General features: G+C 55.3%; 9 protein-coding genes. 7 read left to right on the top strand and 2 right to left on the bottom strand.

What is annotated here, in order from left to right:
• Positions 1-110 precede the first annotated feature (110 nt).
• Positions 111-932, top strand: a complete 822-nt coding sequence (locus ALMA_RS06395) for a 5'-methylthioadenosine/S-adenosylhomocysteine nucleosidase family protein (protein ID WP_158520679.1) — start codon at positions 111-113, stop codon at positions 930-932.
• A gap of 123 nt (positions 933-1,055) precedes the next feature.
• On the opposite strand, the gene ALMA_RS06390 is transcribed toward ALMA_RS06395, so the two are convergent.
• Together ALMA_RS06390 and ALMA_RS06385 are read right to left on the bottom strand one after the other, a co-directional pair.
• The gene (locus ALMA_RS06390) at positions 1,056-1,925 is read right to left on the bottom strand and encodes a hypothetical protein (RefSeq protein WP_148140281.1); all 870 of its coding nucleotides are present in this window, start codon (positions 1,923-1,925) and stop codon (positions 1,056-1,058) included.
• 159 nt (positions 1,926-2,084) lie between these two features.
• Positions 2,085-3,101 (bottom strand): C40 family peptidase, encoded by a 1,017-nt coding sequence (locus ALMA_RS06385; protein ID WP_244568901.1) that lies wholly within the window; start codon positions 3,099-3,101, stop codon positions 2,085-2,087.
• 274 nt (positions 3,102-3,375) lie between these two features.
• Here ALMA_RS06385 and efp point away from each other — a divergent pair, with 274 nt between their 5' ends.
• From efp to ALMA_RS06355, 6 genes are all read left to right on the top strand, one after another.
• Complete coding sequence (gene efp, locus ALMA_RS06380) at positions 3,376-3,939, top strand: elongation factor P (RefSeq protein ID WP_086106039.1); 564 nt, start codon at positions 3,376-3,378, stop codon at positions 3,937-3,939.
• A gap of 32 nt (positions 3,940-3,971) precedes the next feature.
• Positions 3,972-4,586 carry a transcription antitermination factor NusB gene (nusB, locus tag ALMA_RS06375; protein WP_094726871.1) on the top strand — a complete coding sequence of 205 codons (615 nt, stop codon included), beginning with the start codon at positions 3,972-3,974 and terminating at the stop codon, positions 4,584-4,586.
• A gap of 36 nt (positions 4,587-4,622) precedes the next feature.
• Positions 4,623-5,840 (top strand): glutamine-hydrolyzing carbamoyl-phosphate synthase small subunit, encoded by a 1,218-nt coding sequence (gene carA / locus ALMA_RS06370; RefSeq protein WP_094726870.1) that lies wholly within the window; start codon positions 4,623-4,625, stop codon positions 5,838-5,840.
• Positions 5,841-5,876: 36 nt separating this feature from the next.
• On the top strand, positions 5,877-9,311 hold the full coding sequence (gene carB / locus ALMA_RS06365) for a carbamoyl-phosphate synthase large subunit (protein ID WP_094726869.1): 3,435 nt from the start codon (positions 5,877-5,879) through the stop codon (positions 9,309-9,311).
• A gap of 175 nt (positions 9,312-9,486) precedes the next feature.
• On the top strand, positions 9,487-10,086 hold the full coding sequence (gene gmk, locus ALMA_RS06360) for a guanylate kinase (RefSeq protein WP_094726868.1): 600 nt from the start codon (positions 9,487-9,489) through the stop codon (positions 10,084-10,086).
• Positions 10,087-10,456: 370 nt separating this feature from the next.
• Positions 10,457-12,550 carry a Cna B-type domain-containing protein gene (locus tag ALMA_RS06355; RefSeq protein WP_158520678.1) on the top strand — a complete coding sequence of 698 codons (2,094 nt, stop codon included), beginning with the start codon at positions 10,457-10,459 and terminating at the stop codon, positions 12,548-12,550.
• Positions 12,551-12,876: the final 326 nt, after the last annotated feature.

Here is a 12,876-nt window from a genome sequence, read left to right as displayed (position 1 = left end):
CTGTCGTTAACCGGCGCCGATCGAGCAAACCCAATCCATTTATACAAGCTATCGTCTCATGCCGTCGTGGGAAAGTCAAGCGTTCACATGCTCCTGATACTATGACTCGTATGAGCACAGTAGTAATTCTGAGCGCACTTCCACGCGAAATAGCGCTGATTCAGGAGACATATCCCGGCGATGTCCTGCACGAAGGCGGACTCGACATCATGCATCATCAGGACGGTGATGTGCATATCTTCAGCACATTCGGTGGCATGGGCACCACGAATATCGCTGCGGCTGCACAGACTCTGCTGACAGTGGCTCGATATGAGGTGGGGGCGCCTGCGGATGCACTGATCTTTACGGGTATAGCAGGGAATCTGAATGCTCGACTCGGATTTGGCGACATCGCGCTCGCTGAGACTCTCGTCTATGAGGATACAGATACAGGCATTATCGCTGAAGACCCGCCATACCGTGAGACGTTCGGATCGACTCCGGAACTTCTCGCGCTCGCCGAACGTGTGGCTCGCGATGCGGGGATGACTTTCGTGGAGAATAATGCTTCTGTTTTAGGGGCTTCGGGACTTATGTATACGCCGTCGGGGATTCGTGAGGTTCCTTCAGACATAGATGATCATACGCAGAATCTCGCCGCACACCGCTATACAGTGGGCACTGTAGCGACGAGTAATTTGTTCAGTACTGAGCCATCCGTGCTGACTCGGATTATCGATGAAGACCATGCAGATGCCGAAGAAATGGAAGGCGCTGCAGTATCGCATGTGTGCTATAAGAATGATATTCCGCACGTGATTATTCGTTCGATGAGTAACGACTGCGGTGAATCCTACGAAGCTCTTGATGGGCGAGAGAATGATCTGAATACGTCTGCGCGGCTGGCTGCACAGGTGGCGCTGGGAGTGGTCGCTGAGCTGGTGAAGTAGAACAGAGATGTACGTGCCGACGAGTTGTTTGTAAATCATCTCACTAAGGAGCCTCGGGGAGCTGATTTGAGCCCTAGAATGAGATGATTTACAAACAACTGGCCGTATATGGTATGGCCAGGTTTACCACTCTGAAGCATAAGGCTGATGAGGAATGTTATCTGATAATGCTTGTTGCTGTTCTGGAGTCAGTGAGCCCATACACTGACCATATTTTTGCATGAATGAGTTATACGAATCCAGAAGGGTATAGCGCGCATCATGAGTCTCCATAGTGGCGGTATCCTTCGCATAAGAAATTGGTTCTTTTTCTAGTGCAAGGCACGATTTCGGATAGCCACCCAGTTTCTTCATTACTGAAATTATATTTTTTGTATCATCCTCGCTCATCTTTACTTTATGCTCAAGATAGAAATACAGAGCATGGTTCAGCGACTTCTGATAAGCATCCCAAGCATTATTTATCGCATCCATATGATTTTTAATATCAGTGGCGGTTAAATCTTGGCTACTATGAAAGGCTTCTTGCGCTGCAGTATAGAGTGTACGGTCCGCTTGATCTATCTGAGAAACTTCTGCTACATCTGGAATTTGAATTATGTCATTTATACCAGTAAGGAAGTAGTCATGAAATGGTTTTTCCGCAAGAAGCTGTTGCTGCGCTCGAATGACATAATTTGCTCTATCCAGCATGTCCTGATATGTATACACCGGCTGAGGAGCAGGAGCTGGAGTAGTGTCCTTCTTTGAAGCTGAATCTTCTGTCTGATCAGACTTTTTCTTCGCGTTCTTCGTATCTTTCGCTTCGGAAGACTTCTGACCGCGAGCACTCTGTGTGGAAACCTGCTGTGTAGCATGGAAAGGGGAGAATCCAGCACTGTGTACAGCCCACGCTACAGGAACTATCACTGCTATAGCTGTGCATGCAGCTATAGCAGAAGCGAGGAAGACATGTGTCTTCACCCAGATAAGAATCTTCGTTAGTATCATCATAATCTACTCCATCTCTCTTCCTTAGTATTTCAGCGTAACAGGGGGGGGAGAAAAGTAAATCTTCTCTGACACATACGAAAAAGGGCTGGAAGCAGGTTTTGCTTCCAGCCCTTACGATAATCGTTCAGCGCACGCTTACCTACGCTAACCTCGCACTTTTTACAGCACGCGGCGGATGGAGTACCCACCCGTGAACACGGACATGTTCGTCACCTTCGTGCCGAGGTTCGAGTTCAGTGCATTCACTACCTTACCGTTTCCGATGTAGATGGCTGCGTGAGTGCCATTCGCTATGATGTCTCCCGGCTGAGCTTCGGCCAGCGATGCTACAGGAGTACCCACGGTAGCCTGTGCGCCCGAGGTACGTGGCAGGTTAATGCCGAACTTCCTGAAGACATAGCTCGTGAAGCCAGAGCAGTCCCAGCCAGCCGTCGTCGTGCCGCCCCACAGGTATGGGGTACCCACGAAGGACATGGCATAATTGATCAAATCTGCAGCAGTACCCGTCGCAGTCCCCACGTCCACAGAAGACGAGGACGAGGACGAGGACGAACCAGCGTTCGCTGTAGCAGCACGAGAAGCCGCCGCTGCAGCCGCCACAGCAGAAGCCTGCTCAGACTGCACCTTCGCGATGGTCTCCTTCAGCGACGCGATATCTGCGTTATACGTATCCACAGCGGTGGACTCATCCTGCAGATGTATAGACGCGTTATTCATCGCCGCGCTCAGTGCAGCGCGCGACGCATCCGACGCAGAACCGGTCGAACCGAATGCCGTCTGACCAGCGTTATACGTCTGAATGAGGCTCTCACGAGCGCTCTTCTGCTCGTCCGTCATCTGATAGGTGATGTTCACCGAAGAACTGTCTGCGCTCAGGTCCCACTCTTCACCCTGAACGTAATTAATAGTGGCCACTTCTGCGGTCAAATCTGCACGGCTGGAACTACGCGACACGCTCAGGCCGGTAGCAGCGTCGCTTCCGGTAGCTGTAGCGAAAGTAGGTGCGGCAGAATGAGCCAGAGCCATGACGAGAAGCGAGGACACTGCTATGGTGCCTGCCTTCACGAGCGTCATGTGCTGGCGCGCGAGTCGAGACGCCTTCACGAAGGCGTTCTGCGTATTAAATGGCGTTACTGGTGCAGAAGCGGAGCTTACTCTATGCTTTCCTGTACTCAAAACGGTCTTCCCCTTAGGACAGCCTTCGTGCCGGGTATCTCCCAGCATCCCGTACTGCGGTCGGTTTAGCGCGTGCATGCGTGCGTACTGCCATGGTACGTCCGCGTGAACACTTAAGTATTCAGTTTAGCATACGGTCGAGAGGAAGGCCAATTTTCTCTCATCCAACACGACCTCTGTCATTCAGTAAAGCCCCTATGGCATAATAAGAAAGATTTATGTTTACCGCTGGCGTTCGCTATGCGGGAAAACCGATTTTGAATGGGTGATTTTAGTGGCACAGACTTCTAACGACATTAAGAACGGTTCTGTCATCAACCTCGATGGCAAGCTGTGGACAGTTATCGAATTCCAGCACGTGAAGCCAGGTAAGGGTCCTGCTTTCGTGCGCACGAAGATTAAGGAAGTTCTTTCCGGAAAGATAGTCGATAAGACTTTTAACGCCGGTATGAAGATGGAGTTCGAGACGGTGGATAACCGTACTCTGCAGTACTCCTATAAGGACGGAGATAACTTCGTCTTCATGGATATGACCACCTATGATCAGGTGTTCATCCCAGAAGCTCTCATCGGCGAGCAGGAAAAGTTCCTCCTCGAGGGTACGGACTGCATCGTGTCCTTCCACGAAGGAAACCCACTGTCTGTGGATCTGCCAGCGTCTGTAATCCTCACTGTGGCTCACACCGAGCCAGGTCTGCAGGGTAACCGTTCTTCCGCAGGCACGAAGCCAGCGACTATGGAGACCGGTGCAGAGATTCAGGTTCCTCTCTTCATTAATGAAGGTGAGCGCCTGAAGGTGGATACCCGTACGGGTGACTACCTCGGTCGTGAAAACTAAGCGCGAGTAGGAACTAAGGACCACACTAAGATATGGCACGTTCCACAGCTCGTAAGCGAGCCATGAATACACTCTTCGAAGCGGACATCCGAGGTCAGGAATTCACTGACCTCCTGGATGCTCGTATCGTGTATCCAGGTGCTCAGACTCCACTTCCCACCTACGCTATAGAGATAGTGCGTGGTGTGGCATCCCATCGCCGCACTATAGACAAGGCTCTCGGAGAAGCGTTAAACTCGTGGGAAGTGAAGCGTATGCCTGCCATCGACCGCGCTTTAGCGCGCATGGCAGCATGGGAGATTCTCTATAACGAGGAGATCCAGGCGGGAGTAGCTATCGATGAAGCGCTCTCGCTCGCGAAGAAATACTCTGGTGAGGATACTCCAGACCTGCTCTTCGGTGTACTCAGCACCGTGGACCAGAAGTCTGCAGAGATTCTCGCTGACGAAATAGCATGGCAGAATGAGCGCGCAGCTCTGGCTGCTGCTGAGGAAGCGGACGCTGACGCTCCTACTCAGGACGCACCAGCTCCTGCATCTGCTCCTGCCGAAGACACTCCATCGGACGAGCCCACGAGTGAGGAGAGCCTGTTCTCTCCCGCGGAGGACTCCGCCGATTCTATAACTGAAGACCCGCAAGGGAACTAGACCCACCTTATACTCCCCAGTAGCTTAGGAGGCATCGTGAATCGTAACGATTCTGCAGTTATCAGTCCAGAAATCTTTTCCACCCACGATGCCGTTTTGGTGCTGGAGGATGGGAACGTCTATGTGGGTCGCCCTTATGGGGCTCAAGGTGTGACGACGGGTGAGATAGTCTTCTCTACAGCCATGACTGGCTACCAGGAGACTCTCACCGACCCGTCGTATGCGCACCAGATAGTCGTTCAGACTTTCCCTCACATCGGTAACACAGGCGTGAACGATGAAGATCTCGAATCTCAGAAGATATGGGTAGCAGGATACGTAGTGCGTGACCCTGCCACACAAATCTCAAACTGGCGTGCGAAGCGCACACTGGATGAGGACCTGAATGACCAGAACATCGTGGGCATAGCAGACATAGATACTCGCCAGCTCGTACGCCACCTGCGCTCTGCAGGCGTCATGCGCGCAGGCATCTTCTCGGGCGAGGCACTCGTGGATGAATCTGGACGCCTCAAGCGCATCGATGACCTCCTCGACGTGGTACAGAACTCCGAGTTCATGGCGGGGGCGAATCTTTCAGAAGAAGTATCCACGAATGAATCTTACGTGGTCGAACCGCAGGGCGAGTATGAGGGGAAGGACCCGCTGTACACCGTGGTGTCCATCGACCTCGGCGTGAAGGCTATGAGCCCGTACCGTATGGCTGAGCGCGGCTGCCGCGTGCATGTGCTCCCAGCAGGAACCACCTGGGAAGAGATAACCGCGCTGCATCCAGATGGTGTCTTCTTCTCGAATGGCCCTGGAGACCCAGCCACCGCAGACTTCGAAGTGAAGCAGATCCGCCAGGTACTGGATGCGAAGATTCCATTCTTCGGCATTTGCTTCGGTAACCAGCTTCTGGGTCGTGCTCTCGGCTTCGGCACGTATAAGCTGAAGTTCGGCCATCGCGGCGTGAACCAGCCTGTGCAGGATCTGACCACGGGTAAGGTGGAAGTCACGGCACATAACCATGGCTTTGCTGTGGATGCTCCGAAGGGAGACCCTGTGCCGAGCCCATACGGAGACGGCCACTTCGGGCGCGTCCAGGTCAGCCACGTGGATCTGAATGATGACGTAGTCGAAGGCCTGCAGTGCCTCGATATCCCAGCATTCTCCGTCCAGTACCATCCTGAAGCAGCTGCAGGTCCTCACGATGCTGCCTATCTCTTCGACCGCTTCATCGACCAGATGCGTGAAGCGAAAGAAGCCCGCTAGAGGAAGAATTGACCACAGTACCAGAAGGAAAAACTCATGCCTAAACGCACAGATATCCAGTCCGTCATGGTCATAGGCTCCGGACCTATCGTCATCGGCCAGGCAGCAGAATTCGACTACTCGGGAACGCAGGCGTGCCGCGTGCTGCGCGAGGAAGGCGTACGCGTCATCCTCGTGAACTCGAACCCGGCCACCATCATGACCGACCCAGAGATGGCAGACGCCACGTACATCGAGCCGCTCAGCGTGCCTATCCTCGAACGCATCATCGCGAAAGAACGTCCGGACGCGCTCCTGCCTACGCTCGGCGGACAGACCGCGCTGAACGCAGCCATAGCACTCGGTAACGCGGGAGTACTCGAAAAGTATAACGTGGAGCTCATCGGAGCATCCCTCGAAGCCATCGACCGCGGCGAGGACCGCGAGCTCTTTAAGGAAGTCGTGAAAGAAGCCGGCGGAGACTCGGCACGCTCCTTCATCGCACACTCTATGGAGGAAGTGGAGCACATCGTTCACGACGAACTGGGATACCCTGTCGTGGTACGCCCGAGCTTCACTATGGGAGGTCTCGGCTCCGGAATCGCGCGAAATATCGAGGACCTGCATCGCATAGCGGGAGCGGGCCTGCACTACTCGCCGACGAACGAAGTACTCATCGAAGAAGGCCTCGAAGGCTGGAAGGAGTACGAGCTCGAGCTCATGCGCGACCGCAAGGATAATGTGGTCGTGGTATGCCCTATAGAAAACGTGGATCCGGTGGGTGTGCACACGGGTGACTCCATCACCGTGGCGCCAGTCTTTACGCTCACGGACCGCGAGTACCAGAAGCTGCGCGACATCGGCATAGCCATCATCCGCGGAGTGGGAGTGGATACCGGCGGATGTAACATCCAGTTCGCCGTGAACCCTCAGAACGGACGCATCGTGGTCATCGAGATGAACCCACGCGTGTCTCGCTCCTCGGCTCTCGCCTCGAAGGCCACCGGTTATCCTATCGCGAAGATAGCGGCGAAGCTGGCTCTCGGCTACACTCTGGATGAGATTCAGAATGACATCACTGAGACCACTCCGGCCAGCTTCGAGCCGACCATCGACTACGTGGTGACGAAGATCCCACGCTTTGCTTTCGAAAAGTTCCCAGGAGCGGACGAGACTCTCACTACGTCCATGAAGTCCGTGGGTGAGGCCATGGCTCTCGCGGGGAACTTCCAGGAGTCTCTCGGAAAGGCCATGCGCTCCATCGATAAGCGTCACGCCGGCTTTAACTGGGACGGTCCGGTGCCGTCTGCTGACGAAGTAGAGGAGCTGCTCGCCTCCATAAAGGTCCCGACGGAGCACCGCTACCTGCAGCTGATGCGCGCCATCTGGGGCGGCGCTACGCTCGAGCAGATCTTCGAGGCTACGAAGATAGACCCATGGTTCATCGACCAGCTCATGCAGATAAATGCCACTGCCGCCGAAGTGCGTGAAACCGAGGCTCTGAGCCCAGCGCTGCTGCGCCGCGCGAAGAAGGCGGGCTTAAGCGATGTACAGATCTCGCACCTGCGCGGACTCGGAGATCCGGGTGAAGACGTGATCCGCGAGCTGAGAAAAAACTACGGCATTCGTCCGGTGTATAAGACGGTGGATACCTGTGCAGCAGAATTCGACGCGATGACACCGTACTATTACTCCACGTACGCTCAGGAGTCGGAGCTGCGTCCACGTGAGCGCGAAGCGGTCATCATCCTCGGCTCTGGTCCGAACCGCATCGGTCAGGGTATCGAATTCGACTACACCTGCGTGCATGCCGTTCAGGAGCTCGGTAAGACGTATGACACCATTATGGTGAACTGTAATCCGGAAACCGTTTCTACCGACTATGACATCTCGGACCGCCTGTACTTCGAGCCACTCACCTTTGAAGATGTACTCGAGATCTACCAGGCAGAGCTGAAGCAGGGGCCGGTGAAGGGCGTCATCGTGCAGCTGGGTGGACAAACTCCACTGTCCCTCGCCGCTCGCCTGAAGGCTGCAGGCGTGCCTATCCTCGGAACCACGCCAGAGTCCATCGACCTGGCAGAAAACCGCGAGCTCTTCGGTGAGATTCTGGCGGAAAAGGGCCTGAATGCTCCACGCTACGGCACGGCTCTGTCCTATGACGAGGCTCTGAGTGCCGCGCATTCCATCGGCTACCCAGTGCTCGTGCGCCCATCGTACGTGCTGGGTGGACGCGGCATGGAGATAGTCTTCGAAGACTCTCAGCTGAAGGAATACGTGGGTCGTGCGCTGAAGGAAGCGCAGGCAGACCGCGTGGTTTCTGGACGCCTTCCATCCCCACTGCTCATCGACAAGTTCCTGTCTGATGCCATCGAAGTGGACGTGGATGCGCTCTATGACGGCCATGAGCTGTACATCGGCGGCATTATGGAGCACATCGAAGAAGCGGGTGTCCACTCGGGTGACGCAGCGTGCGTGCTTCCTCCGAATACGCTGTCTGACTCGCAGATTCAGCGTCTGCGTCAGGCCACTGAAGCCATCGCTGAAGGTGTGGGCGTGCAGGGGCTTATAAACGTGCAGTTCGCCTTCATGAGTAACACGCTGTACGTTATCGAGGCGAATCCTCGTGCATCGCGTACTGTTCCGTTCGCTTCGAAGGCTACGGGTACGGCTTTGGCGAAGGCTGCAGCGCGCATTATGGCAGGGGAGAGCATCGCTCAGGCACGCGCGCTCGGGCTGCTGCTTCCAGAAGGCGACGGCGGAGACATCCGTCCTGGTCAGCCAGTGGCGGTGAAGGAAGCGGTTCTGCCGTTTAAGCGCTTCCGTACGGAGGCTGGAAAGACGGTGGACGTGATCCTCGGGCCGGAGATGCGTTCCACGGGTGAGGTCATGGGCTTCGACCGTGACTTCCCGCACGCTTTCGCGAAGAGCCAGATAGCTGCCTACGAGACGGGTCTGCCGACGGGTGGTAACGTGTTCATTTCTGTGAATGACACGGATAAGCGCCAGCTTCCGCTCATGGCAGCGCGCTTGCTCGAGCTCGGCTTTAACCTGCTGGCTACGCAGGGTACGGCTTCTGTGCTGCGCCGCTATGGCATGGACGTCCAGGTGGTCGATAAGCTGACGCGGCACGTTCCGGCTGAGTCTGCTGGTTCTGAGTCTGAGGCTGCTGGTTCGGCGGATGGTTCGGCGGATGCGGACGCTCTGCATCTCGAGCCGGCGACGGGCGAAGGCGTTCTCGGAAAGAACGTCGTGCAGCTCATCGAAGAAGGTGCCATAGACCTCATCTTGAATACGCCGAGCTCGCGCTCTTCGCGTTCGGATGGTTACTCTATCCGTGCGGCGGCCATCGCGGCGGACATTCCGCAGTTTACCACTGCTATGGAGTTCCTCGCCGCACTCATAGCCATTAAGGCTGTGAAGGATGCGGACTACGAGATAGCGTCTATTCAGGAGCATGCGGCGCGTCTGCATGAACTGGATGCAGCGTAGGCTGCTGTAAGGCGTCTGAAGGCTGAGAAAGGCTGAGGAGTGACGGTTCGCTCCTCAGCCTTTTTATTTTTTAGTCCAATTTTTCCTCTACTCGACTGTGATCTCTCGAAGCTTTCTGCTCGAGATGCACAGGACGAGATACGAGCTTTCCCCCTCTCCGAGTACAGTAAAGAGTATGACTGAGCACACTGAACATACGAATCGTCTCGTAGTCCTCGCTGGCCCTACAGCCGTGGGGAAGGGGACCGTGGAGAAGAAGCTTTTCGAAGACCATCCGGACATCTGGCTGAGCGTGTCCGCGACGACTAGGGATCCTCGTCCCGGCGAGGTAAATGGCGTCAATTACTTCTTTATGACGCCGGATGAGTTCGCGGCGAAGGAAGCGGAAGGCGAGTTCCTCGAGACGGCTATTGTTCACGGTGTGCATCATTATGGCACGCCGTCCACGCCGGTCTTCGAGCATCTGCGCGCGGGCGTTCCGTCCATGCTGGAGATAGACGTGCAGGGCGTGCATGCTGTACGTGCGCGTGCTGCTGAGCTCGGTTTAGAGCCAATTTTCGTCTTCCTCGCCCCTCCCTCTTTCGAAGAGCTGGAAGCACGTCTGAAGGGCCGCGGCACGGAGACTGAAGAGCAGCAGCAGCGCCGTCTGCAGACTGCTCGCCATGAGCTCGAGCTGCAGGATGAGTTTGACGTGGTCATCGTGAATGATGAAGTGGACCGTGCAGCAGCAGAGCTGTGGAGTGTCTTCGAAAAAGCGATGGGCGGCGAGAAATAAGTGCGATGTAAGGGACCTGAGAAAGGCCCCTTTTTGTCTCTTTTATCTGCTAAGCTTCCATGTTATCTTTCGCTTTCATGAGTGAGAGACTTTTGCAGTGATGGAAAAGATAACAGAAGAAAAACAGAAAAAGGGATAAATGAAGAAGAAACTAAGCGCATACGCTATAACACTGATGTTAGTAGTCGCGATGAGCATAGGAGGTATGTGCAGCGCTCAGGCGCTGGAGAAACCTAGCTCTCCGTCATCTGGAACCTCGGGAAGCACGAGTAAAACGCTTAACCCACTCGAGAGCTTACATCGAACCGGTCAGCTCGGATTAGCTCAGAATTTCCATATTTTCGCTCATAAAGCTAAGCTTAGCGCTCATGTGAATGGAAATGTAGCAGTCGATCATCTCACAGCTCAGAGTAATTTCGGTACTGGAATCCGAGAAAATCTCCTGGATAATGACATCCACTACATAGGACAGACGGATTTCCTCCAGAGCAGCTCTTTCGTCAGCGCTCAGGGAAAACGTAAAAACACTGTCATCTTCGGTAAAGATGTGGCTCTCACCACAGTCGATAACGGGCATAAGATAGCCGCAAATAATAACAAACTCGACCACGTGAATGCAGATGAAATCATTCAGGAAAAGGATACGAAGTATATTAACTTCGACAGCGAGTTTGCTTCTCTGCAGAAGACATCCACCACTCTGGCCACACATCCGCAAACGGAAGGCGTGAAAAAAGATTTTTCCGATGAGAATAACCGCTACGTGGATGTGAGCGCTGCCGCGAGTGAACGTGACACGCTTGGCTCGGTCACCCTCACGAGCACAAATGAGAAGAAAGAACTGCTCGACGGTGCGGTTTATGACCTCTATAAAGAGGGCGAAAATGCTCCGCTGAAGTCCGGTCTGACCACCGTGCAGGGTCAGATCCACGTCACGAATCTTCCTGTAGGGAAGTACTACTTCGTGGAGACGAAAAGCGTGGCGGGCTGCGTGCCGAACACGGAGCATCACGAGTTCAGCATCACACCGGAACAGGTGAAGGCTGGAAGTTCCACTATCTATGTGACGCTCACACGCGATGAGATAGAGCGTGACCGTCCCATCACCATTACGGGCCTGGAAAAGAATGGCACGAACGTGGTCGTGAACGTCGATACGGCAGGCGCTTCGGACGTGAACGTGGGGGCAGAGATAAAATTGCACTATACAGACGGAACGGACCGTCCGAATAAGGAAACCGAGGACTTCAGCGACGCCGTGCTGCTCTGGAACTTCGCGAACCGCGCGGCCGGGCAGACGCTGAACATCAACCGCGCGCGTTTCCAGGGCAGCCTGCTCGCCGTGGGCGATACGGTGAACGTGGGGCAGAACGTGGACGGCAGCATCATCGCGGATACGGTGAACGTGAACGGCGGCGAAACGCATCGTTGGGATTATCACGAACACGATACACCGGTGCATCCTGTCGAGGTCTATGCCGTCGATTCGCTCGTTTCGCGCGAGACGATATCCATATCCGTGCGCAAAGAGTGGGTGGGTGCTGCTGGTCAGTCCGCGCGCGTGCATTTGTACGCGGACGGCGCGGAAGTAGCATCTGCTGAGCTCAATTCCTCCACCTCCTGGCAGCACATCTTCGCCGACCTCGATAAGTACACGACGGAGAACGAGCTCATCCACTATACCGTGCGCGAAGACGCGATGGACGGATATATCCCAGCGGTAACGGGCGATGCGGAAAGCGGATTCACCGTGATAAATACACAAGATACACCGGTGAAGCCGGTGGAACCGGAAGATCCGGAAGATCCAGAGCCGGGCGAGCCGGAAGAGCCGACGAAGCCGGGCGAGCCGGAAGAGCCGACGAAGCCTGAGGAGCCGGAAAATCCGGATCCTACGGAACCAAACGTGCCAGAAGATCCTCAGCCAGAAGACCCTCAGCCGGTGACGCCGAAGCATGAAGTGCCGAAGCCAGTTGAGCCTTCTGATCCTGATAAGCCAAAGGAGGATGATCCGAAGAATGAAGAGCCGAAGGATCCTGAGCCAGAGACTCCTGCTCAGCCAGAGGATCCGACACCATTCGAGCCGTCCAGCCCGGACAAGCCTAAGGGCGAAGACCCGACGCCAGAAGTGCCGTCGCCTCCTGCGCCTCCAGTGCCGCCGACGGATCGCTCTGTAGAGCCGAAGAATCCTGAGACGCCAGAGCCATCGGATCCGACTGACCCAGAGGACCCGCAGTCTTCTGAAGAGCCGTCGGGTCCGAAGAAGTCGGAGAAGGCAGAAAATCCAGCGCCTGTGACGACAGGAAAGAAGACGACAGAGGAACCGAAGCAGCTCGCTCGTACGGGTAGTGATATTCGTACAGCAAGCATGGCGGCACTCTGTGCAGTCGCGCTGGGTATGATGTGCATGCGCATACGTACGCAGCGTCATTCGGGGGAGTGCCGAGGTCTGCACCGTCAGTAATCACTGAGTGCTGAACTCGGAATGGACTCCTGAAGAGGGTCCTCAAGGAGTGAGCTTTTTGGGACGCGGTGAGCTCGACGGGCGGAAGAGGATTGGCTTATTTCCAGTCTTTCCTTTTTCTGTCTCCGGGCTGTAACAGGCTAAAGTGTCCCAAAAAGCTCACTCCTCGCTGACAGGGGTCCTTCGAGCCCGCCCGCGCCTCACCCCACGTCTCACCCAGCGCCTCACCCCACGGCTGGATGGGCAGCACTCACCGTCCGCGCTCCACCCCACGTCTCATCCCGTCCGCCCCCCCCAGTTCGCCCCACGCCGCCTCGCCCTCACGA

This window comes from Alloscardovia macacae, from assembly GCF_002259705.1.
Classification (GTDB): Bacteria; Actinomycetota; Actinomycetes; order Actinomycetales; family Bifidobacteriaceae; genus Alloscardovia; species Alloscardovia macacae.
Note: the sequence above shows the minus strand (reverse complement) of the source record. Positions and strands in the feature narration are given on the sequence as shown.